The organism is uncultured Kordia sp., assembly GCF_947489565.1.
GTDB lineage: Bacteria > Bacteroidota > Bacteroidia > Flavobacteriales > Flavobacteriaceae > Kordia.
Genome location: NZ_CANLEA010000015.1, coordinates 39,502 through 64,654 on the forward strand (window position 1 = coordinate 39,502; position 25,153 = coordinate 64,654).

13 protein-coding genes are annotated in these 25,153 nt (G+C 34.3%); 11 read left to right on the forward strand and 2 right to left on the reverse strand.

What is annotated here, in order from left to right; translation table 11 throughout:
* The first annotated feature begins 26 nt into the window (after positions 1-26).
* The 11 genes from Q0845_RS19185 to Q0845_RS19235 all read left to right on the forward strand — a co-directional run bounded on the left by Q0845_RS19185 (position 27) and on the right by Q0845_RS19235 (position 23,035).
* Positions 27-4,544 carry a type I polyketide synthase gene (locus Q0845_RS19185; protein WP_298516678.1) on the forward strand — a complete coding sequence of 1,506 codons (4,518 nt, stop codon included), beginning with the start codon at positions 27-29 and terminating at the stop codon, positions 4,542-4,544.
* Positions 4,545-4,562: 18 nt separating this feature from the next.
* Positions 4,563-6,467, forward strand: coding sequence for a CocE/NonD family hydrolase (locus Q0845_RS19190; RefSeq protein ID WP_298516680.1), 1,905 nt, complete (start codon positions 4,563-4,565; stop codon positions 6,465-6,467).
* Complete coding sequence (locus tag Q0845_RS19195; RefSeq protein ID WP_298516681.1) at positions 6,467-10,150, forward strand: beta-ketoacyl synthase N-terminal-like domain-containing protein; 3,684 nt, start codon at positions 6,467-6,469, stop codon at positions 10,148-10,150. The genes Q0845_RS19190 and Q0845_RS19195 overlap by 1 nt, the downstream gene beginning before the upstream one ends.
* 56 nt (positions 10,151-10,206) lie before the next feature.
* Positions 10,207-10,914, forward strand: a complete 708-nt coding sequence (locus tag Q0845_RS19200; RefSeq protein ID WP_298516683.1) for an alpha/beta fold hydrolase — start codon at positions 10,207-10,209, stop codon at positions 10,912-10,914.
* Positions 10,915-10,937: 23 nt separating this feature from the next.
* Positions 10,938-12,584 carry an ATP-binding cassette domain-containing protein gene (locus Q0845_RS19205; protein WP_298516686.1) on the forward strand — a complete coding sequence of 549 codons (1,647 nt, stop codon included), beginning with the start codon at positions 10,938-10,940 and terminating at the stop codon, positions 12,582-12,584.
* Between the two features lie 85 nt (positions 12,585-12,669).
* Positions 12,670-12,867, forward strand: coding sequence for a hypothetical protein (locus Q0845_RS19210; protein WP_298516688.1), 198 nt, complete (start codon positions 12,670-12,672; stop codon positions 12,865-12,867).
* Between the two features lie 80 nt (positions 12,868-12,947).
* Positions 12,948-13,130: a hypothetical protein gene (locus Q0845_RS19215; protein WP_298516691.1), complete on the forward strand. Its 183-nt coding sequence runs from the start codon at positions 12,948-12,950 to the stop codon at positions 13,128-13,130.
* Between the two features lie 83 nt (positions 13,131-13,213).
* Positions 13,214-17,644, forward strand: coding sequence for an amino acid adenylation domain-containing protein (locus tag Q0845_RS19220; RefSeq protein ID WP_298516693.1), 4,431 nt, complete (start codon positions 13,214-13,216; stop codon positions 17,642-17,644).
* Between the two features lie 11 nt (positions 17,645-17,655).
* Entirely contained in the window at positions 17,656-19,590 is a 1,935-nt protein-coding gene (locus Q0845_RS19225; RefSeq protein WP_298516695.1) for an alpha/beta fold hydrolase, read from the forward strand.
* Positions 19,591-19,610: 20 nt separating this feature from the next.
* Positions 19,611-22,376, forward strand: coding sequence for a hypothetical protein (locus Q0845_RS19230; protein ID WP_298516697.1), 2,766 nt, complete (start codon positions 19,611-19,613; stop codon positions 22,374-22,376).
* Positions 22,373-23,035 carry a 4'-phosphopantetheinyl transferase superfamily protein gene (locus tag Q0845_RS19235; RefSeq protein ID WP_298516699.1) on the forward strand — a complete coding sequence of 221 codons (663 nt, stop codon included), beginning with the start codon at positions 22,373-22,375 and terminating at the stop codon, positions 23,033-23,035. The genes Q0845_RS19230 and Q0845_RS19235 overlap by 4 nt, the downstream gene beginning before the upstream one ends.
* A 91-nt stretch (positions 23,036-23,126) precedes the next feature.
* Here the strand turns inward: Q0845_RS19235 and Q0845_RS19240 are convergent, their stop codons facing one another.
* Both Q0845_RS19240 and Q0845_RS19245 read right to left on the reverse strand, forming a co-directional pair.
* On the reverse strand, positions 23,127-24,314 hold the full coding sequence (locus tag Q0845_RS19240) for a hypothetical protein (RefSeq protein ID WP_298516701.1): 1,188 nt from the start codon (positions 24,312-24,314) through the stop codon (positions 23,127-23,129).
* Positions 24,314-25,150, reverse strand: a complete 837-nt coding sequence (locus Q0845_RS19245) for a M23 family metallopeptidase (RefSeq protein ID WP_298516703.1) — start codon at positions 25,148-25,150, stop codon at positions 24,314-24,316. The genes Q0845_RS19240 and Q0845_RS19245 overlap by 1 nt, the downstream gene beginning before the upstream one ends.
* Positions 25,151-25,153: the final 3 nt, after the last annotated feature.

Genomic DNA, 25,153 nt, shown 5'->3' on the forward strand with positions numbered 1-25,153 from the left:
ATGTGTAGAAAAAAATGAGTATGCAAATGGACGAAAAAACAATACGAAAAAGCGTTGCCGTTGTCGGATTATCTGGTAGATTTCCGAATGCGGGGAATTTGAATGTTTTTTGGGAAAAATTAAAGGAAGGCGCATCGTTATATAATTGGCATTCTGATGAAACGCTGAGAGCAGCAGGAATCAAAGAAAGTCAAATTCAAGATGAAACCTTCATCAAAATAGATACTACTTTACAAGGCGCAGAAACGTTTGATCCTTCATTTTTTGGATACACAAAAAGTGAAGCAAAATACATGGATCCGCAAACTCGAATATTACATGAAGAAGTTTGGTTGGCATTAGAAGATGCAAAATGCAATCCTTTTGCGTTTGACAAAAAAATTGGTTTGATCGTAAGTGCATCCGAGAATCTAGATTGGAAAGTCTATGCGCAAAATCAAAAAAGTGCAAATGTTAGTGCTTATTATCGAAGACAAATTAGCAATGTAAAATTTAGTAATACGCTCATATCATATCGGTTAAACCTAAAAGGACCAAGTTACTTTATAGATACAGCTTGTTCCAGTTCTTTGGCAGGAATACACATGGCTACGCGTCAATTACTTATGAAAGAAGCATCAATGTATGTAGTAAGCAGTGTTTCTTTAAATTCACGTGATGGCAAAGGATATTACTACCAAGAAGGAATGATTTCCTCAAAAGATGGTTTTTGTAAACCTTTTGACAAAGATGCTTCAGGAACTTTTTTAGGAGAAGGAACAGGAACGGTTGTCCTAAAACGATTGGAAGATGCCATCAAAGACGGAGACAGTATTTATGCAGTAATTAGAGGTTCTGCAACTAATAATGACGGAAATAATAAAGTTGGATATACGGCACCAAGTATTGACGGACAAGCAAGTTGTATTGCATTAGCACATAGAGTTGCCAATATAACTCCAGAAACGATAGGTTATGTTGAAACACATGGAACGGCAACACAAATAGGTGATCCTATAGAATTAGAAGCACTCAACATTGCGTTCAAAAAGAATACTCAAAAACAATGTGCGATTGGTAGTATCAAATCAAATTTGGGACATTTGGACGCGGCTGCAGGAATAGCAGGATTTATAAAAACGGTCTTAAGCTTACATCACAAGCAAATTCCGCCAAGTTTACATTACAAAGCACCAAATCCGAAAGTAAATTTTAATCAAGGTCCTTTTTATGTAAATGATACTTTACAATCGTATCAGCGAAAACAAGCCGAAACTCCATTGCGAGCAGGCGTAAGTTCCTTTGGAATTGGAGGCACGAACGCACATGTTATCTTGGAAGAATTTAATACAATCAAAAAAGAGGAATCGCATACGAGTCAGCATCAAATTCCAATAATGCTTTCTGCCAAAAGTACTTCTTCGTTGATGGAGTATAAAGCAGCACTGATAGGGCATTTACAAAACAATCCTTCTCTAAGTACAATTTCTATTTTCAATGCGTTGCTAGAAAAAGCAGTTTTTTCTAAGAGAGTTTCTGTAGTTGCGAGCACTAAAGAAGAACTTATCGGAAAGTTGCAAGAATTGACTCCAGATGATGTTGTACGTGGAGATGATGAAAATACGAAGCCAAAATTAGTATTTATGTTTCCTGGACAAGGAAGTCAATACGAAAATATGGCATACGAACTCTACAAAGAGAATTCATTTTTTGCAGCTATTATTGATGATGGACTCAACATTTTGTCAGGCATAAATAATAATGACTATAAAAAAGTGTTATTTTCTGCACTTTCAGAAGAAGAGACTTCCGGCTTACTACACACAACTGAGTATACGCAACCGTTGGTCTTTTTGATTGAATATGCGTTGGCAAAATTACTGATGGATATCGGAATTCAACCAACAACCATGATTGGACATAGTTTGGGTGAATATACGGCAGCATGTATTTCGGGCGTTTTTTCATTAGAAGATGCTTTGCAATTGTTAGTTTACAGAGCTGCTCTTATGGAACAAACCGAATCGGGCAAAATGATTAGTGTCAACTGTTCGGAAGAAGAAATCATTGCGTATTTAAATTCAGATGTAAGTATTGCGGCGATAAATGCACCAAATGCTGTCGTATTATCAGGAACAACAACTGCCATTGAAAACTTAGAAACGATATTTAAATCACTTCGTATTGCTACAATACCGTTAAAAACTTCCAAAGCTTTTCATTCGCCTACCATGGATGCAATTCTGGATGATTTTCAACAAAAAATAAGCACAATTACATTACACGAACCTCAAATTCCGTTCATTTCCAACCTCACAGGAAAAACAATCACATCCGAGGAAGCGATTTCACCAAAATATTGGGTTTCACATATCCGAAATGCAGTATTATTTTCAAAAGGAATGAAAACGTTAGAAGCAGCTAACTATGATGTATTCTTGGAAGTAGGACCTGGAAATATATTGAGAAATCTATATCATCGCAATGTAACAAATTCGTCAGGGAATGCACTAAGCATCCTAAAAGATGCAAAGAATACAGAAAATGAAGCTACATGTTTTGTCAAACAATTGGGTATGTTGTGGAGTTATGGCATACATCCACAATGGAATAAATTCCTTCCAATACATTCACAAGAAAAGACAAAGTTGCCTAACTATGTTTTTGAAGATATTACATTTCCATACAAAATTGATGTATACAGAGAACTCAACAAAGAATTTGATTTCAGTATAAAAAATGATAAAAAACCATTTAACCAATGGTTTTATACCACCAATTGGAAGCTTACACATCTAGAAAAAACAGAAGAACTATTTTCTGCGTCCAACACCATTGTATTATTTGCTACAGAAGATGCTTTCTTTACAGAACTTCAACAACAGTTTAGCGCACAAGGAAAAAATGTAATTGTCGTTAAAAAAGGAGCACAGTATCGCTATGTTTCTGATAAAGAATATAGTATAAATGTAGATAAATCCTCAGATTTTACATTGTTATACAATGATATAAAACTCGATCATGGCACAGTAGATCATTATATATACGGTTGGTCATTATCAAATGCGGAAAAAACAATCGAAATAATAGATGTAGAAAATATAGGAGCGTTGCATGAAGATTTCCATGCATGTTTGTACATACTTCAAGCATTTCAATTACAAAAAACACGACAGCGACATAAGTTTACACTTTTAACTCAGCAACAAGTCAATATTCATACAAACGAAAAAAAGGACTTCGCTTCTGCAAGTGTAAAAACCTTATTATACGTGGCAATGCAGGAAAATCTAAAAGGATTTAATTGTACCATTGACATTGACAAAAATGATGAGCAGTTGGTAGAAAAAGTAGCAAATGACATTCTATACAACGCAAAAGACATACAAATTACCTATCGAAATAATATTCGTTGGGCGAATTTCTATGAATCTATACAAATACCTACGCAAACAACGTCTTCCATCATTACGGAAAATGGAAACTATATCATTACGGGAGGAATTGGTAATGCCGCAATAACATTAGCAACGCATTTAGTAACGACCTATCAAGCAAAAGTCTTTCTTATAGGGAGATCAAGCATGCCAGAAGAAGAAAATTGGGAACAACTCTTACAATTGTCTTATCATGAAATTAGAGCACAAAAGCTTGAAAAAACAATCAGATATATAAAATTAGCCACAAAACATAAAGGATTCTTACACTATCTTAGAGGTGATATTACAGCATTAGAAGCAACAAGAAACACAATTTCTGAGCTAGAAGCATCACATGGAGCAATAAACGGAATTGTACATACCGCAGGGAATATTGATAGAAAAACCTATGAATTGGTAGAAAATATTCAGCCTGAAAATGTACAAGCACAAATGGCGCCGAAAGTAAACGGAATCATAAATCTCCATGAAATTGCAAAAACGAGTACGCTAGATTTTGTGTGGACGACTTCTAGTTTGTCATCTGTTTTAGGAGGAATTACCTATGCTTCATATGCCGCAGCAAACAGCTGTATGGATCATTTTGTATCAGTAATACAGGCAGAGTCAGATCAAAAATGGGTTTCTGTAAACTTAGACGGATTGTCGTTTGGAGACGATGATGAATATATACCAGAAGCCGAATTTATAAAAGTATTTGAACGCACATTAAATGCAAAAGAAGCACATCAGTGGATTGTTTCCATACATGATATATATGAACGCGATACGCTTCCAAAACGCATTGTAGAAAAAATTACATCCACAACAACTGTAAATGGTCTAGAAAATGTAGATGATGACAGTACAGAAGGCAAAAATGTGGCAAACGAATTGCGCAAATTGTGGATGGATTTCTTTGATAATGAAGAAATTAATCTTGATAGCAACTATTTTGAACTTGGAGGAAACTCTCTTAACATCATAGTTATGCATCAAAAAATAAAAGAACTGTGGAATGTAGACATCTCCATTGCGCAACTCTTTATGATGCAAACACTCAAAGACATTGTTCAAGAAGTAGAAAAACATCTTGAAAAAGAAGAAACCATCAGTGTAAATGATGATACCTTAATTGGATTTTAAACCGCAAAACAAACGCGAATGAAAAGTGGTAAAAACATATTTGTAATTTTTATACTCATCAGTCTATGTGCAGTACAATTCAGTATAGCACAAAAACTGACGAAAGAAGATTACACGAAAAAGGAAGTCTATATTGAAATGCGAGATGGAATAAAATTGTATACCGCAATTTATACTCCAAAAAATAGCAAACAAGAGTATCCAATCATGTTATCTCGTACCACATGGGGAAATAGACCTTACGGAGAAGATAAAAAACACAGATACATTTCATATAACAAAACCATGCTGGCAGAAGGTTACATTTTTGTACACCAAGATGTAAGAGGACGTTTTATGAGTGAAGGCGATTTTGACAATACGCGCCCTGTGGTTTCTACGACCAATCCGAATGCCGTAGATGAATTGACAGATACGTATGATTCTGTAGAATGGTTGCTAAAAAATGTAAGGCACAACAATGGAAATGTAGGTGTCGTAGGAACATCATATCCGGGATTTTATGCAGCCTTAAGTGCAATATCAAAACATCCAGCCATCAAAGCAGTCTCTCCTCAAGCACCAGTATGTGATTTATTTTTTGATGATATACATCGGAATGGAACTTTCGGAATTTATTTCTGGCCTTCCTTAGATGCTATCGGAGTACAAACGCCGAATAACACAGACAAATGGTGGGACATGTACAATCTTTCCAAAGTGAAAAATAAAGATGGTTACGACTTTTATTTAAATGATTTAGGAAGCTTAAAAAACTCCGACAAGTTTATGAATCCTGAGAATTTTCTCTGGAAACAAGTTGTAGAACATCCAAACTATGATACTTTTTGGCAAGAAAGAAATCCATTGCCACATATGAAAAATATAAACTGTGAAGTATTGGTTGTCGGCGGATGGAATGATATGGAAGATTTATACGGAACCTTAGGTTTTTTCAAAGCAATCAACAAACAGAACGCAAATGTAAACCCGTATTTGGTTATTGGTCCTTGGGCACATGGTGATTACCGATATGAAAAAGGAACCTACGCAATTGGAGATTTATATTTTGGAGAAAATCTAACAACCTACTTTCAAGAAAGTATAGAAGCACCTTTTTTCAGTCGCTATTTAAAAGGAAATGACAAGGATGTAGAAATTCCTAAAATTAGTTTGTTTGATACAGGATCATTACAGTGGAAACATTTTAAAAGTTATCCAAAAACAACGTCAAACAATACAATTACCTATTACACAGGCGAAAACGGAAAACTTACACAAAACAATCCGCAAACTGAAGATGTGGAGGGAATTAGTTATGTAAGCGATCCAAACAAACCAGTTCCATACTCAGCAGATCGTACTTTACAAAAATATTCTCCCAAACTATTCGTAGCGGAAGATCAACGTTTTGCTAGCTCACGACCAGATGTCATTACTTTTTCTAGTGAAACATTAAAAAATGATGTACAAGTATATGGCGCCATAGAAGCAGCACTTCAAGTGGCTACAGACCAAACGGATGCCGATTGGATGATAAAAGTTATTGATGTATATCCGCAAGAAGAAGTGGCAGATAGTCTCAAAATTAATAAAAATGCACTCATGGAAGGATACGAACGTATTGTTCGATGGGACGTGATACGAGGACGTTTTAGAGAAAGTTTTGAAAACCCAAAACCTTTTGTTCCCAATCAAAAAACAGCGGTCAACTTACAACTATTGGATGTGATGCATACCTTTAAAAAAGGACATAAAATTATGATTCAAATCCAAAATAGTTATTTCCCGTATTTAGATCGAAATCCCCAAAAATACATTCCAAATATTTACAAAGCAGACGATTCGGATTTTACAAAAGCCAATCACACTATATATTTTGACAGTCACATCAAATTCAATGTAGTAAAGAGTCAAAATTATAAAGAAAAAAACAAAAATTAATGAGTATAGATATTGCTATAGTAGGTGTTTCTTTTTCAATTGCTGGAATTCATAATTTACAGGAATATTATGAAGCTATTGCAGATGAAACGCTGAACATAAAAGGAATTCCCCATATCCGCAAAGAAGATGTTGAAGCCAGATTTGGCTCGCAAGATATTGGAAATGCAGGATACTTAGACCGCATCGATTTATTTGATGAAAACTACTTCGGAATTACAAAAGGTGAAGCCATGCGTATGGATCCTGAACAGCGATTAATGCTGGAACATTCTGTAAAAGCATTGTACAACGCTGGATACACGCGAAAAGAAGTCGCAAACAACAGAACCGGATTTTTTCATACTTACTATTATTCTTCCTATCGTTACTTTTTTGACGATTTTTCCAATCTATCACTTACTTCACACATGTCAGGAATGATTGGTACAAAAGTCGCAAATCATTTAGGACTCAAAGGACCTGTAGTTGGGTATGATACTACTTGTTCTTCTTCCTTAGTAGCATTGTATTATGCATGTCAAAGTTTATATACGGAAGATTGTGAATATGCCTTTGTAGGTGGCGTGAATTTAGGTGTTGCACATGCACAAAAAGTGGCCGCAGCGATATATTCAAACTCTGAAAAATGTTTACCGTTTGATGCAAAAGCAGATGGAACTGTTCCAGGAGAAGGTGCTATTTGTCTTTTGTTAAAACCTTTAGACAAAGCCGAAAAAGCGAATGATACCATTTACGGAGTCATCAAAGGTGGAGCGATCAATCATGGAGGAGAACGCATTCAAAACATAACTGCGCCAAGTCCATTAGCACAAAAAGAAGTGCTCATTAGAGCCTGGGAAAAAAGTAAAATTTCTGCGGACGATATTGGATTTATTGAAGCACACGGTACAGGAACTGAATTGGGCGATCCTATAGAATTTGAAGGCATTCAATTAGCATTCAAAGAGAAAAATAAAACGAGTACTTGCGGAATCAGCTCAGCAAAAGGACAAGTTGGTCATTTAGATGCGATGTCTGGTTTGGCAGGAATTGTAAGAAGTTTGGTGAGTTTAAACTATCGCATAAAACCCAAACAGCAAGGTTTTCAGCAACTCAATCCGCACATTCGAACAGAATTACCAAATGTGTACGTTCAAGATCAAACAGAAGCCTGGGAAACGGATACAGACAGAATCGTAGGCGTGAGTTCTTTTGGACTTACAGGAACCAATGTACATATGATATTGAAAGAGCATCAATATCTAGAAACTCAAACAGAATCAAATCATAAAACGGTACACTTTGCGCGACTTTCGACCAAGAGTGAAGCGCTGATGCAGGCAACCAAAAAGCATTTAATATCCTATATAGAAAACAATACAGAAGTCAATCTAAACGATTTCTGCTATTCATTAAACAAAGTATTTGATGCGGAAGAGGCGGTAACTTCTTCGTTGTTATTTAGAGATAAAAAAGAATTGATACAAGCGCTTCAACAGCAAAATGTCCATATTCGTAAAAATGAAACGCAGAAAAATGTCATTGTATTAGTTCCAGGAATTTACGATTGGAATGAAAATGAACGTACAGCGCTTTTAAAAGAATATCCTGAAATATGGATAGAAATTCAAAAAGCAATGCGTGCTGAAACGTATGTTGAGAAAGATGATTTTATCAAAAATGTTCTGATTCAGTATGGAATTTTGAAGCATTTCATGCAAATGAAGGACTTTGCAGCGCAGGTTTTATTTGGCGGACAAGGAAAAATAGTGCAACAATTGCTAGCACTTACAAGTCAACAAGAAAAAGAAAACTATTTGCAAACGATCACAGTAGATAGTTCGACAGATTTTAAAACAGCTTCTTTTTTAAACTATCTCAACAATTTAAGTCAGCTTTCAGAAACTATTTTTTACGTCGTTGGAGATCATGGAGAAATGTTGCAAGCGTTTCAAAGTAAAAGCAAAGAACAACACTTACACAAGTGTTACATGAGTAAAAATCTTTCAGGATATATAGAAATGCAACAACATCTTTTTGATCATGGATGTTCTATAAAAACACCCGTTGAAAAACGACAATTCATTCAAAATCTTGGACTTCCAGTATTTCTATCCAAACGTCATTGGGTAGAAGGTGTTTCGCTAGATGTACCAGATTATGCACCAGCAAGTCAAATAACGACTTCTGAAAAAAACACACAGGAATTCACTGCGGAACAAATTAGTCATCATATCAAAACCGTTTGGGAACAAACATTACAAATTGAAGCTATAAGCGAACAAGACATCTTTTTTGATATTGGCGGAAGTTCACTCTTAGGTTTAGATGTCATGATGGATATCGAAAACATATTTGGAATTCGTATGGAATATCAAGACATATTTGAACAAGATACGATTCAAAAATTAGCAGTTTTTGTTGAAAGTAAGTTGAACGTAGAAGCCAGAGTATCAGAAACAAAAACAACTTCCAAGAAACAACCATCAATTGATAAAGAAGAGCAGTATAAAATTGCCATTCAAGAAGTGGAAACTCAATCGCTATCTGTCAAAACATTTCAAACAATTTTCTTAACAGGAGCTACTGGATTTTTGGGAACTTATTTATTGAGAGAGCTTTTAGAAAATACTACGGCAAACATCATTTGTTTGGTCAGAAAATCTGAAACCAAAACTGCTGCACAACGTTGTTTTGAGAGCTATGAATCGTATTTTGGAAAGAATGGACTATCACTAGCTTACAAAAGCAGAATTAGAGTAATAGCAGGCGATGTTACGATGCCAGGTTTGGGTATAGAAAATGAGATGGCTTCTATATTCGAAAAAATAGATGTTGTATATCATACGGCGGCTGCGGTAAATCATTACGGAAAGAAAGAACGATCCGAACGCATCAATTTTCATGGAACAAAGCATGTTTTTGAATGGGCAAAAGCGCATCAAATTCCGAATTTCAATCACATATCATCAGTAGCCGTATCAGGTTCTTATATTGAAAATGTGGACGAGATCAATTACAATGAAATAGATTTAGATTTGGGACAGGAATTTGGTTCATACATTTACAGTTCTTCCAAATTTAAAGCAGAAATGTATCTGCACGAACAGCAAAATGATGCGATGTCGATCAATATTTTGCGATTGGGAAATTTGGGAGGTGATAGTGAACGAGGAAATTTCCAGAAAAACATAGAAAACAATATTGTATACCTACTTTTTAAATCGTTATACAATTCTGGGATTTATCCTTCCGATTACGAAAGAAACATAGAAATTTCTCCGGTTGATCAAATCGCCAAAGCAATACATTTAATTTCGGCACGTGCCAATAAAGCATTGCAAACATTCCATTTGTACAAATTTGAAAATCTTACGCTAGAAAATGTAATAAAAGCTTTTCAGTATAACAATATTACGGTGCATCCTTTGGAGCATACTACTTTTGAAGAACGAATAGCAACCGTGATTTCGGAAACGGATTCCAATAAAATTCCATTTTTTGGCATTGCTCAACAAAGAGAACAAAACATAGAAGCATACACACATTATCACATTCAAACCCAAAAAACAGACGCGTTTTTAGCACGTATTGGCTTTCGATTTGAACCAGATGCGATGTATTATTCAAAAATTATAGAACACTGTATTCGTATGAACTTCTTCAAACCAGAAGAGCAATTACACTTACACACAAAATAAAATAACCGGATTTTTCACGATCAAAATAGAGACTAGAAACCCAAAAAAATAAAAAAATGATATATCAAAAACCACAAATATTTATGTTGCACTTCGCAGGAGGTAGCTCGCATTCATTTGTATTTTTGACCAGCAAAATATCTCAAAAATTTGAAGTGCATACCTTAGAATTACCAGGAAGAGGAAAACGTTTCAAAGAACAACTACTCACCAACAGTCAAGAAGCAATTGACGACTATGTACAACAAATAAGAGCCAAAAGAAATGGCAAACCATTCATTATTTATGGACATAGTATGGGCGCAGCATTGGGATTATTTGTAGCAAAAAAACTAGAAGACTTCACAGATTACCCAGAAGCATTAATTACTACTGGAAACCCAGGATTGGGCGTAAAAGATGAAGAAGAAGAAAAAAGAGGAAAACGTCATTTAATGAATGATGAAGATCTCAAAAAAGAATTGCGCAGGCTTGGTGGTGTTCCTGAAGAAGTGTTGGGAAATGAAGAGCTTTACGATTTTTTTAGTCCTATCATTCGTGCAGATTTCCAAGTCGCAGAAGAAGGATATGCGACGGAAAATATCGTCATAAAAGCTCCAATAAAAACCATCATGGGAACCGAGGAAAAGTGCAGTGATCGTTTGGATAATTGGAAACGATTTACCGCGAGCTATTGCAATTGTGAATTATGGGAAGGAAATCACTTTTTTATCAACGATCATCCAGAAGCATTAGTACGCATATTAGAAAAGTCATTTGACTAAGCAATCAACTAAAACAACAAACAATGTTAAAACTAAAAGCAAAAGACATTATCTATCTTATTTTGTATGCCTTACCCAATACAATTTTAAGTTTTGCCATCATATACATTATCAATAATGTGATGGCGGCAAATCCTGTATTTACTAGAAAATATATGGGAATTGTATTTGTGGCAATCATAGTATATACATATTTACTCAATATCATTTTCCAGAAACGACTCAATCTGTATGCTTTCAAGTTTCTTTATGAAAATGAAAAAAGAGTTTTTAGTCAAATTTTAAAAGCATCGTTGATCAAATTAGAAAAACTCGGTCCGCAACGCTTTTATACGGCAGTAGAAGATTTAAGAACCTTCTCGATGTTACCTTATACAGTTACACATACCGTAAACTCAGTACTTATGCTTGTACTTTGTTTAATATACATGTTTACGCTCTCTTTTTCATCGGCATTAATTGTCATCATTCTTATTGCGCTGGTAGCAGCTTGTTATTTTGTGGTGATGAATACAATGACCAAACAAGTAGCAATTCTTCGAGAATATAATGAAGATTACTATCAATATGTAGATGATGTAATGCGAGGATTTAAAGAACTAAAACTAAGTTTTTTTCGTCGTAATAGCTTAATGAATAACTTCTTAATTCCGAACCGAGACAAGGCAATGGACTTAGATTTTAGAATTAACTATGTCTTTCTATCAATCAACTTAATAAGTCAATATGGATTGTATTTTGTGGTTGCTGTCATTCTATTTGTATTGCCACAATACGGACTGCTTACCACCGAAGATGTTATAGCCTATGTTGTCATCATCCTTTTCATTTCTGGACCTATCAACAACCTGATTAATTTACAACAAATGTACACCCGATTCATGGTTGCCAATACTAGAGTTAAAAAGTTTATAGGCGATTTTGAAATTGTAGATGATGGAAAACAGGAAAAGGCAGTGACATCAGATACATTCAGTTCACTTGAATTTAATGACGTTGTATTCTCATATCCAACAGACGAAAAATTAGAAGAGAAAACAAAACCTTTTGCACTGGGACCATTGAATTTATCCATAAAACAAGGAGAAGTCATTTTTGTAGTAGGAGGAAACGGATCAGGGAAAAGTACTTTCATCAATGCATTGACAGGATTGTATTCGATATCTGATGGTGAGATTTTAGTAAATGATTCCATCAGTGAAAAATCAAATAGAAGCTTGCAAGACATGACGGCGGCTGTATTTACAAACAATCACATTTTCTCAAAAAACTATGATGATTTTGAGCTTGAAAACAACAAGAAATATAGACAACTTGTAGAAACGATGGAGTTGGATCATATCATAACAGATGATAAAGAAAAATCGATTCGAAGACAATTCTCCAAAGGACAAAGCAAACGTGTATCATTGATACTAGCCTTATTAGAAGAAAAGCCAGTATTGGTATTGGATGAATGGGCAGCAGATCAAGATCCACATTTCCGTAAATATTTCTATGAAGTATTAATTCCAAAACTAAAAGCAGAAGGAAAAACAATCATCGCAGTAACACATGATGATGCGTATTTTAACAATGCAGATCGAGTGATAAAGTTTGATTATGGAAAAATAATAAAAGACATCAATATACAATCAAGTGAAAGTAGTATGCAAGACATTTGGGCATAAAACCAAGACATACTAACACTCGTAAATTGTAAAGTCATTTGCCAGTGTTTAGTTTTTATGAATATTAACTTTAATTTTTTTAATTATGAAAAAAGCAAATCTCAAAAATTTACAATTAAACAAGAAATCGATTTCTAACTTAACTTTTCACGATATCAGAGGAGGAGCTGCAGGAGGAAATGGAGAAACAAGCAAAAATGGAATGGATCCTACAGGAAAAGAATGCTTAACATGTTGTGGTTGCGATGCTGCACCTGCACCAGTGAGAAATCCTGGAAATTAATATAAATTACGAAAAGAAAGTGATTAAAAAGATTGCTGTCTTTTTCGTTTTTATGAATACTAACTTTAATTCTTTTAATTATGAAAAAAGCAAATCTCAAAAACTTGCAATTAAACAAAAACTCAATTTCTAGCTTAAGTTTTCACGACATCAAAGGTGGAAGAGCAGGAGGAGATGGAGAAACAAGTAAAAATGATTTTGATCCTACAGGAAAAGAATGTTGGACATGCTGTAATGCAGCTGCACCTGTAAGAAACAATTAAGCTTAGTAAACAATTAACAACCTAAAGAGAGCGATCTCAACATCGCTTTCTTTTTCATCTTTACGTTTCATAATTATAGCCTAATGTCAGAAATGATACAACTTACATTACCACAGCAAGATGTGTATTTTGAACAACTATTGTTCCCCAACGATCCTATATACAATATAGGTGCAAAAATTAAAATTGAAGGAACATTAGAAACTAAAATAATGCAAGAAGCATATCGTGCTTTATTGCAGCAACACAATACATACAGAAGTTGTATTAGTCATGCAAATAATACGATTTCGTTTGTGGAATTGGAAACCTATGATGATGTTCTTGAAATCAAGGATTTTTCAAACGAAACGCATCCTGATAGTGCAGCAAATGCATATATGCAGGAACGTTTTACACAACCTTTTGATCTCACTACAAGTGGTTTGTTGCATAAATTTATTTTAATACGAGTAGAAGAACAACAACATTATTTATTCTCTGTATACCATCATATTATTACTGATGGTTGGGGAACTTCGTTAATGTTTCAACGTTTGGTAGCCAACTATAACGAAATTACAACTAGCGGAAACGTAACGTCTAGCTATCCGTATCATTATAATGACTTTGTAGCAGATGATGTACAATACCAACAATCAGAAGCTTACGAAAAAGATAAAACGTATTGGAAATCAAGATTCCACAGCTTACCTGAATCACTTTTTCAACCGATTAAAGGAACACTTCCAATACCTAAAAGTCAACGAAAAGTATTGACTGTCAAACGTGCATTATACAATGAATTAGAAACCATCGCAAAAGCAAACAGATGCAGTACGTTTCATGTCATTTTAGGATTGATGTATGTGTATTTTGGAAGAAAACAACGCAATCACGATTTTGCAATTGGACTGCCAGTTTTAAACAGAAGTAAAGCGGTTTTCAAAAAAACAGTTGGACTGTTTATGGGAGTTTCCGCATTGCGAATTCAACTCGAAAAAGAAGATACATTCAACTCCTTTTTAACAAAAATACGCCAACAACTCAGACAAGATTATCGCTACCAACGTTTTCCGTTAGGGAAACTCATACAAGAATTAGAACTATTCAATCATACGAGTCACTTGTTCGATATTTCGCTGTCGTATGAAAAACAAAACTATGCAGATCATTTTGCAAATACCAAAACATCTGTAATTCCACTCACGCATCAATCGGAACGTGTACCATTGGCATTATACATTCGAGAATTTGATCCGAAAGAAGATGTGCATATCGATTTTGATTACAATACCTCTTATTTTGATGAACCTTCAATCTCACAAATCATCACACATTTTGAAACTTTACTGACCTCTGTTGTACAAAATCCTGAAAAAAATATACATGCGTATTCCTATCTCACAGCAAGTGAAGAAAAAGAAATACTGCATACCTACAATCAAACATCATATACATATTCAACACAAAAAACGGTACTCGATTATTTTACGGAGCAAGTAGAAAATCAACCTCAAAAAATAGCTTTACGTGATCAAAACGAGTCTTTTACATATCAAGAATTAGAAAATTTATCAGATACGATTGCAAAAAATATCATTGCAACCTCGGGAATGACTTCACAAAAACCTGTTGCAATCTTACTGCCACGTTCAGCAAAATTGATTGTCTGTATTTTGGGTGTCATGAAGTCAAAAAGACCATTTATTCCTTTAGATCCAAGCTTTCCAAAAGATCGTTTATCCTATATCATTTCGCATAGTGAAACCGATTTAATCATAGCATCAGCTTCCGATTTAGTGCTTTCGGCAGCAGTCGAAAAAACGGATTATGAAGCTTTATGTTCGCCATTAAACACAGAAATCGAGTTGCCTAGAACAACAGCAACAGATTCAGCTTACATCATATACACTTCTGGAACTACAGGAAATCCAAAAGGAGTTGAAGTGGGACATCAAGCATTAGTCAACTTCATTCTAAGTATGAAAGAACGTCCTGGAATGGAAAAAAATGATCTGCTCTATTCGGTAACAACACAATCTTTTGATATTTCTATCTTAGAATTTTTAACTCCTTTATTAGCAGGCGCTTCAGTACATGTAGCATTACAAAAAACTATCGCAGATCCTTTTGTATTAATCGAAGAAATAGCAGAAGTTGCGCCAACAATGATACAGGCAACACCAAGTTTTTATCAATTGCTCTTCAATGCAGGTTGGAAAGGAAATTTGGGAATTAAAATTTTATGTGGAGGCGATTTATTAAGCAAAGCATTGGCTGAAAAATTACTCCAAAACACTCGAGAATTGTGGAATATGTACGGACCCACCGAAACGACAATTTGGTCCACTTGCAAACAAATTACAAGTCCGTTAGAAGCCTCTACCATCGGAACTCCAATTCACAATACACAAATATACATTCTTGATGATGCGCTGCAACTACTTCCAAAGCAAAGTATAGGAACTTTATATATTGCAGGAGATGGTTTGGCGAAAGGATATTATAAAAATGAAACCTTAACGGAAGATCGTTTCATAGTACACACGCAATTGGAAAAACGCATGTACAACACAGGCGATTTAGCAAAATGGAATGATCACGGAGAGATTGAATTTTTAGGACGTGATGACTTTCAAGTGAAAATCCGTGGATATCGTATTGAATTGGGTGATATTGAAGCAAAACTCCACGAAATTGAAGCCGTACAAGAAGCCGTAGTTGTCGCTAAAAAACAACAAAATCAAGAAGCGTATTTAGCAGGATTTGTCGTAGCAGATTCGACAAAAATACAAGTGGAAAATCTTAGAAATATTCTAAAAGAACAATTGCCAGCTTATATGATTCCGAGTCAAATCGTAATTCTTGATGCATTGCCACTAACACCAAACAAAAAAGTAGATAGAAAGGCTTTGATGGAGTTTCAAATAAAAAACACACATACGGACGAAACTCCCGTAAGAAAGGCAAGCACTTCTTTAGAAAAAACACTCTGTCAATTATTCCAAGAAACATTAAATACAACGTATGAAATTCATCTTACGGATAATTTCTTTGAACACGGTGGGCATTCTTTAAATGCGGTAAAACTAATCAATAACATACAAACTCAGTTACACTATACTTTGAGTTTACGAATACTATTCGATTGCCCAACAGTATTAGAATTAACAGATTATATACAAAACAATCTAACAACGCTACAAAAAGAGCGCATATCAAAAGCTCCTGAGCAGGAATATTATCCAATTACAGAAGCACAAAAAGAAATATGGATGGCATCACAAAATCGTGATCGCTCTATTGCTTACAATATGTTTGCTGCTTACAAAATAGATGGAAATATAGAGTTGTCCAGACTTCAGACCATATTCACGTATTTAATTTCTAAATATGAAATTTTACGTACGAATTTTGTTGAAGTAGGAGGAATTCCACAACTAAAAATTCAAGATGTAAACCCTGATTTTACCATTGAAACGATTGTATGTGTTGATGAAAATATAGAGCTGAAAATTCAGGAAGATGTGCACAAGGTATTTGATTTAAAAAATGATTTATTGTGTAAAATGACACACTATAAAAGTGATTCCAAAAGCTTTTTAGTATTCAATACGCATCACAGCATTTTGGATGGTTGGTCATTAGAAATTTTAATAAAAGAAATAGCACATTTGTATCGTTTGGAAACACTTCCAAATCAAGAAAATCAAGATAGATTTCAGTTCAAAGACTATGCAAGATGGCAAACACAAAAAAATATAGAAAACGTACATGATTACTGGACTTCGTATCTAGAATCATACCAATGGAAACCATTATTGACAGCTACAGGTACATTGCAAAAATCAACAGATCAAGGCGCGTCTATACAACTAGAATACGATGCAGCGTTATGGCAACAAATACAGGATTTTACTGTTGCACAAAAAATTACACTACACAGCTTTTTGGCAACGATGTTTAGCGTTTTAATCTTAAAAAACTATGATCATGATGATGTGTGTATCGGAACGGTAAATGCTGGGAGAAATCATACGAGTTTGCTTTCGGAAGTAGGAATGTTTGTAAAAACGCTACCATTACGAACCAAAAACAACAAAACGCAGACGGTATATTCACTTTTACAGACAGCGCAAGACAGTATATTGGACTTTGATATGCATCAAGATATTCCTTTGGCAACACGAAAAGATTTTCTTTGGGATGTTATACTCGTAGTCCAAAATCAGTCATTCAATTATGAGACAATTCAAGTAACTGATGATCTTGTATTTTCAGCACATGAAATTGCATCGCGCTACAGCAGATTGCCATTATTATTAAACTTTACTGTCGGATCGTCCTTATCATTACATATAAATTATGATACCACAATATTTGATGCCGATAGCATATCATTGCTCTGTATGCGCTTTGAAAAATTGCTAACATCCGCCGTCGCAGCAACAAAACAAACAACAATAGAAGACTTAAACATTCACTTACATCAAGAAACATCTTCTGAAATAGACATAGATTTTAATTTTTAGAAATACGAATTATGAATACATACATGAAAAATATTTTTAATGCACTTTTGCTACTGATTACTTGTACAGCCTTACACGGACAAGAAGGTACATTTAAAAAAGTAGATTCTTCCTATCATCGATATGCAGATTATATAGAAGATGATGCCATTACATGGGGTTATTTATCGGTACCAGAAGATTGGAATCAACCGATGAGCGATTCTATAAAAATTGCAGTCTCAGTCTTAAAAAACACTTCTGGAAAAGCGAATGCAGAAGCATTGGTCTTTATTCAAGGTGGTCCAGGGCAAGGAAGTGTAGACGATGTTTGGTCTTGGTTGAATCATTCTTTGCGAAAAAATCATGATATCGTATTGTTTGATACTAGAGGAACAGGCTATTCACAACCGCGTTTGTGTCCGGATTTGGGAAAAGAATTCTTAGCCATTCTAGCAAAAAATCAATCGCCATCTAAAGATGAAGAACAAAAAGCAAATGCAGCATTGGCTTGTAAATCTGATTTGATAAAAAAAGGAATCAATATAGAAGCCTATCAAAGTACTTCAGTTGCCAAAGATTTACACGCACTAAAAAACAGTTTGGGATACAAACAATGGAATATTTACGGAGTTTCCTACGGAACTTATATGGCGCAAGTATATGCAAATATGTTTCCTAATGACATCAGTAAACTCATTCTAGATTCTTCGATCTCAAACATTACTGAGTATTACACGGCAAATACGACAAACTATATGACAAGTTTGCAAAAGGTATTCAAAGCCTGTGAAGCCGATGAAAACTGTAACAAAAATTATCCAAATATTGAAAATATCTATTATGAAGTCATTGCAGATTTAGAGAAAAATCCAATCACGGTTGATGTAGATAAATTTTTGATTGAATCAGAATCGTTCACTTTTAATGCAGAAGACTTTAAAGTAGCCTTGCAACAAGCTTTGTATAACAAGCAATTGGTTGCGGTAATTCCATTGCTTATTTATGAGTTTAAAGCACGAAATAAAATCGCTTTGGGGAATTTAGTGCCTGCTTTTTCAGCGTTGTTAAATATGGATTATGGAGTGTATTATTGTGTGAGTTGTAACGAAACTTTACCTGTAAACGATATAGAAACGCTTGAGCAACAATCTAAAACATACAAAGGACTCAAAGGACCAATTTCATTCTACAAATCAGATTTTGTGGTATGTGATCAGTGGAATATTCAAAAAGATTCCATCATATACCAAAACTTAGACAAGTTGAAAGAAAGCAATATACCAGTATTGGTATTTGGAGGAGAATTTGATCCAATTACACCAGAAGGTAATGCAGAAAAGACGGCCAATTTATTTAACAACGGAACGGCGGTTACAGCATATACTTACGGACATGTACCAAGTTTCACAAGAATAGGAACGGAAGTAGTCACAGCATTTATTGATAAAAATGAAGTGCCAGAAAAAGAAGTGTTCAAAAAAGCACCAGCGTTACAAATTGTCAACTCCATCACGGTCAATGGCGGCGTTTCTTCTATGGGAAACAGTTTAGATGAACAAGATCCACTATTTCTCACGCCATTATTAATTGCACTTGGAGTTGCATTGGCATTTATCATTGCACATGGAATCAAATTGATTCGAAGAAAATATAAAAAACTATCAGACAAAATTGTTAGAATTCTATGTTTATTAACGTCTGTATTTGGAATTATAAGTTTGATAGGATTTGTAAATGCACTTTTGACAACGGTAGATCAAAACTTTTACATTTTGGCGTTTGGTTTGCCGAGTTCCTATGACTATTTATACATTTTCATGTGGATATTTCTAGGATTATTGTCACTCACACTACTATTTTACGTTATAAAAATCAAACAACTCAATGAAAGAAGTATTCTATTCTCAATCGTATTTTCAAATATATTGATTGCTGTCTACTTTTTGTATTGGGGAATTATTTAATGTACACAATAAAAACAACCATGGAAAAGACCATTTTAGCTAACTACTATGATCATCTAGTAAAACCTTCAAAGCAATCGCTTCCAGCATTAATAAACACAAAAGCAAAGGAAGTCCCAGAAGCATTAAGGCATTTTGAATATCCTATATCTTCTTGGCCTATCATTCTAACAAAAGAAGAGGTTGAAGAATTAGAAGATTGTTGTACGTTGATTCCAAGACTCATAAAAGAAATACCTGAGCTATATTTTAAAAATGATCTTGAAAAAATAGCTAATTTCTACTATGAAGGAGATCAAACCAAAGCACAATTTGCAAACTTTTGCAATCAGAAAAAGATAGATGTAAGCTGTCGTTTGGATTTAATACAATCTGATTCAGGTTTTAAAGTATTGGAAGTAAATACAGGTTCTGCTATTGGCGGAATGGAAATTCAAAGCTTTAAAGGCGCTATAGAAGTAATGCATCCCGAATTAGAAGATGAAAAAATAGGTTTAAAAGCACGTGAGGTACAACAAATTTATATTGATTTCATTATTCAAAAAGCAATTGAATTACGCGCTAAAGGAGAAGATGAAATTACCATTTTCATGGCAGAATTAATCTCAAATAGAGAAGGTTTTATCGCGTATGCAGAAGCAGAAAAGTTTTTTAATGAAATCCTCAATGAACAAATAAAAAAGTACAATATAAAAGGAAAAGTAGTCATCAACACTATGTCTTCTGTAAAGTTTCAAAACAACAAACTGACTTACAATGATGAACGTGTACATGTAGTTTTGATACGTAATTTTGCGCTAAAAGATATTTCACCAGATGTATTTAGAGCTTTTATGATGAATGCGATCTATTTTCCAGACCACTTAGGAGTAGGCGTACTTCGCGATAAACGAAACCTTGCAATACTTCGCACACTTGCCGACGAAGGAAAATTTACTGCAGAAGAAAACAAAAAAATACAAAAATTTATTCCTTGGTCGGTATTAATGCAAGAAACCACAGTTTCGTACAATGGTGCTACGCATGATTTACAAACCTTATTAAAAGAGCAAAAAGACAATTTAGTAATTAAAGTTGCTGACGGATTACAAGGAGATGATGTATATATTGGAAGATCATTATCTGAAGAAGCTTGGAATAAAGCCATAAAAAAAGCAACTCAAGAAGAAAAATACATTGTACAAGAGTTTGTGTCATCTGACTATATACAAGCACCAAACAAACAGAATCAATGGACACCACACTCATTAGTTTGGGGCGCTTTCGGATTCGGAGATGCCTATGGAGGTACTTGGATACGAATGTCATCTAAAGAAAATAGCTCCGGAGTTATCAATGCTGCAACAGGAGCTATAGAAGCTATTGTCTATGAAGAAGTAGCTGTGCAGCATGAAACTCCTATGGTAGAAAAAGAAATGACAGCTACGATATTGGGAGATGCCTACGAGAATTTAATGACTTTAGATGCGTCTAAAAATTGCCCAACTTTTGTAGATGCTTCTTCTGAAAAATTACCAAAATTTTTGAGAGGATACGGATATCCTGTTTCATCGTGGCCAGTTATTATCGACAGAACACAAACCAAAAGTTTAGAAGAACTTTGTGTCAAAATACCCGAACTCCTTACTAAAATACCTGAATTACACTTTCAAAATGATACCAAGAAAATTGCAGATTTTTACTTTCAAGGAGATGAAATGATGACGCAATTTGCGATGTTATGCCACGAAAAAAAGATAGAAATTGGTTGTCGTTTAGATTTATCGCTCGATGCAGATGGATTTAAAATACTAGAAGCCAATGTTGGTTCTTCTATTGGAGGATGGCAAGTACAAAGTTTTGAGTCAATCATCCGTGAAACACATCCAAATTTAGATGAAAATTTCACTACAGAAAATACACAAGCTAATTACATCGACTTTTTGGTGAAAAATATCATCAAACAAGTTTCATATCTTAAAGAAGACATCAATGTGTTTTTAGCCATTGGAGAATACGAAGAAGGTTTCCAAAGAGAAAATATTACGAGCTTCTTTAATGATTTATTAGCAGAATCATTAAAAGGTACAAGATTCAAAGGACATACATTTATCGGAGAATTTACAGATATAGAATTACAAAAAAACAAACTAATTTTTGAAGGTCAAGAGATGCACGGTGCTTTAGAAATTGTAGTAAGCGATATGGGAATTCCAGCTAATATCTTTAGAGCTTTTATGATGGGAATTGTTTACTTTCCAGACCATTTGGCTTCAGGAATGTATGGCGACAAAAGAAACTTGGGAATCTTAAGAGAATTAGCCGAAAACAATAAATTTACCGCAGCAGAAAATAAATTGGTTATTGAAAGTATTCCATGGACAAAGGAAATTAAAGATAGGACAGAGATATTTCAAGGAGAACGTTTACCGATCACAGAAATTCTAAGAAATCATAAAGAAGACATGGTGATCAAAGCAGCGCAAGGATATCAAGGAAAAGATGTTTTTATAGGAAGATTTTCGTCTGATGAAGAATGGAATGAAGCTATAAAATTAGCCTTAACGAATAAAAACTTTATTGCACAAGAATTCAGTGATTCTATCAAAGTATTAGCACCTAATAAAGAAAATCAGTGGACGCCGCATAAATTAATTTGGGGAGCTTTCGGATTTGGAGAGAAATATGGAGGTGTTTGGGTACGAACATCAGAAGTAGCCAATGATATCGGAGTTATCAATTCTGCCACAGGAGCAGTTGAAGCCATTGTGTACGAACACCATTTGATGGATGAAATGACCATATGATAACAATTTATTACTACCAAATATCACAAAATGCTCATGCTGGATTGATTCAAAAGTATCTTTCCAACTTTCCTGTAGAATTTCAAGAAAGAATACAAAGATTCAGGAGATGGGAAGATGCACAATTGTCTTTATCAGGAAGATTGTTGCTACAATATGCTTTGCAAAAGCATGCGAAATTAGCTCATTTTGATTGGAATTCATTGTCGTATACTTCCTATGGAAAACCGTATTTAGATACCAGTGAGCTACATTTTAATATTTCACATTCAGGAACAATAGTGGCTTGCGCACTAACGACAGGAATCAAAATTGGAATAGATATGGAACAAATGCGTCCCATAGATGTAGAAGATTTTAAGCGACAAATGACAAACAATGAATGGCAATATGTAAACACTGCTGAAAATCAATTGCAAGCCTTTTATGAATATTGGACTAAAAAAGAAGCCGTGATCAAAGCAGATGGAAAAGGAATGTCCATTCCGTTGTTATCTTTTGAAATTCAAAACAATACAACATTGGTTCATTCAGAGAAATTTTACACCAAAAGAATCGCTTTATCAGAAAACTACATGTGTCATATTGCGTGCAATAAGGAAATTGATGCAACAGATATTAATCTTATAGAAATACCAGATTTGACGGCCAAAATTTAAAATTTCATCAAGTATTGTCTAGAAAATAAGGAAACATAAAAAACGCCATCAAGAGAGCATGATGGCGTTTTTCTGTATTATGAATATACGTTTAATCTAAATTTTCTAAAGGTTTACAAGCGTTCACATACATTAAAACATCATATTGTAAAACTAATTTTTTCATTTTTGGAGATAAACGATTGGCTTTCTCTTTTAACTTTTCGGCATCAATGATAATATAGTTAGCCGTTATATTTTTGATAAGATTTTTAACTTCTTCAGGTATATTTTCAGAATCATCAAATGGTACTACGGGAGTTGGCGCAAAAGGATTTCCTAAATTTTTAGCACCATTAATTCCCACAGCATATACATGCAAAGAAGTTTTCCCGTTCATGGCTGCCAATTCGGTAATCATATTTGAAATATCCAATACATTGGTAGGAGTAAATCCTTTTGCAACATGATTTGCTCCTAATTTAAAGATCACTTTCGGTAATTTTCCAGCAGTTGCTGCTTCATCATAATACGTTAAAAAATTACGTTTCATGAGTTTTGCACGTTCATTATTGTTCAAATAATATTGTTGCTGAAAATTGTACAAGTATATTTCTTTAGTCAATTTTAAATCTGTTAGTATTTTTTTCTCTTCATCAGAAATTGTCAATGCCATCAGTTTGTGATGCAATTCGTCAGTATATTTAAAAATAAATAATGCCTGATAATCTTTTTTCTCTACAGCTTTATTAAAAGCCAAATTTGCTTCTTTCAATAGAGGTTTTACGGTGTTTTTTAGGGCTTTATTATCATTCAGATTTACCAAATAATCAAAAACAAGTCTATATTCTACCATGAAAGATTGATCTATTCCCCAAATTGCACCATGATTTTCAATAACGTTTTTAAATAGTCCGATATCATTCTTATTATTATAAAATGGAATTGCGAACGGATATGCATCATACAGTTTTTTCAATCCTTCCGCAGGATTTTTTGCACTTGTAAATTGTAGTTCTAAAATATTAGCTGCAAAAGGCGAAGTTTCTATACAAAGTGCATTATATCCTTCTGGTTTAGAAAGATTGTATAAAGCATTGGTAATTTCTCCAACTTCCTGAATGCCATGCTGTTCTCCGAGCATGATAAATTGTGTGTTCTTAATTTTCTTTGAAAAGAATTGTGCAAATTGATTCGAATTCAAATCATTCACACCAAAAGAATAGTTCTCGATCAAGTTTTGAGCTTGTATAGTAAAAGCAACTAAACAAGCAATTACAGTAAGTGTACGTGTTTTCATTATTGTATTTTTATTCGTTTTACATGATCTCCTTTTTTCAGAGCTTTATTTTCATATCCTTCAAAATAGATAGGTACGCAAATATCTTTGGGCAATCGGACGGCAAAGTGCAGATGTGGTCCGCTAGAATATCCTGTATTTCCTGAATATCCGATAAGTTGGCCTCTTTGAACAGTATCTCCTTTTTTGACCAATGCGCCATTATACATAAGATGAGAATAGGCTGCAAAAGTGCCATCATCATGAAGAATTAAAATTTTATTCGCCTTTTTAACATAAGCTTTTCCACCAGCTTTTTTGTAGCCAGTGATGGTGTATACGACAATGCCTTCTCTTGCAGCATAAATTTCAGTGCCCACAGGAATGTCAAAATCAATAGCATATTTGGAGGCAATGCTTGAATGTGATTTTTTGCCGTTAAACCCTTGTGATATTCTGACTTTTTTTCCAATAGCTACAGGCAAACTATATACATATGCATCGTTGTGGACAGCCGTTTTGCTATCTCCATAATCAAACTTTGCAGTAATGTGTTTTCTTAATAATTTTGTTTCTCCAATAGAGTCAATCACCGTATTTGGAACAATAATTACCTTAAAAAGCGTGTCTTTACTTTTTAATAATCCATGGTTTTTGATGTGAATATTTTTTAGTTCACCGTTTTTCAAACCTACTGAAATTTCCATAGGCGCAAACGAATTGCTAACAATATGAACATAAGTTGAATCTTGTTTTCGTTCTGACAAGAAATTCACTTCATTAGGTTGTATATTTTCAGGTTTGCAACCTTTCGCAAAAGCGAGCGTCAAAAAGCTTATAATTAATACTTTATTCATCTT

Coding starts and splice junctions, on each gene's coding strand:
- Q0845_RS19225 (WP_298516695.1), top strand. CDS start 17,656: ATGAATACATACATGAAAAATATTTTTAATGCACTTTTGCTACTGATT.
- Q0845_RS19205 (WP_298516686.1), top strand. CDS start 10,938: ATGTTAAAACTAAAAGCAAAAGACATTATCTATCTTATTTTGTATGCC.
- Q0845_RS19190 (WP_298516680.1), top strand. CDS start 4,563: ATGAAAAGTGGTAAAAACATATTTGTAATTTTTATACTCATCAGTCTA.
- Q0845_RS19240 (WP_298516701.1), bottom strand. CDS start 24,314: ATGAAAACACGTACACTTACTGTAATTGCTTGTTTAGTTGCTTTTACT.
- Q0845_RS19210 (WP_298516688.1), top strand. CDS start 12,670: ATGAAAAAAGCAAATCTCAAAAATTTACAATTAAACAAGAAATCGATT.
- Q0845_RS19245 (WP_298516703.1), bottom strand. CDS start 25,150: ATGAATAAAGTATTAATTATAAGCTTTTTGACGCTCGCTTTTGCGAAA.
- Q0845_RS19215 (WP_298516691.1), top strand. CDS start 12,948: ATGAAAAAAGCAAATCTCAAAAACTTGCAATTAAACAAAAACTCAATT.
- Q0845_RS19230 (WP_298516697.1), top strand. CDS start 19,611: ATGGAAAAGACCATTTTAGCTAACTACTATGATCATCTAGTAAAACCT.
- Q0845_RS19220 (WP_298516693.1), top strand. CDS start 13,214: ATGTCAGAAATGATACAACTTACATTACCACAGCAAGATGTGTATTTT.
- Q0845_RS19185 (WP_298516678.1), top strand. CDS start 27: ATGGACGAAAAAACAATACGAAAAAGCGTTGCCGTTGTCGGATTATCT.
- Q0845_RS19235 (WP_298516699.1), top strand. CDS start 22,373: ATGATAACAATTTATTACTACCAAATATCACAAAATGCTCATGCTGGA.
- Q0845_RS19195 (WP_298516681.1), top strand. CDS start 6,467: ATGAGTATAGATATTGCTATAGTAGGTGTTTCTTTTTCAATTGCTGGA.
- Q0845_RS19200 (WP_298516683.1), top strand. CDS start 10,207: ATGATATATCAAAAACCACAAATATTTATGTTGCACTTCGCAGGAGGT.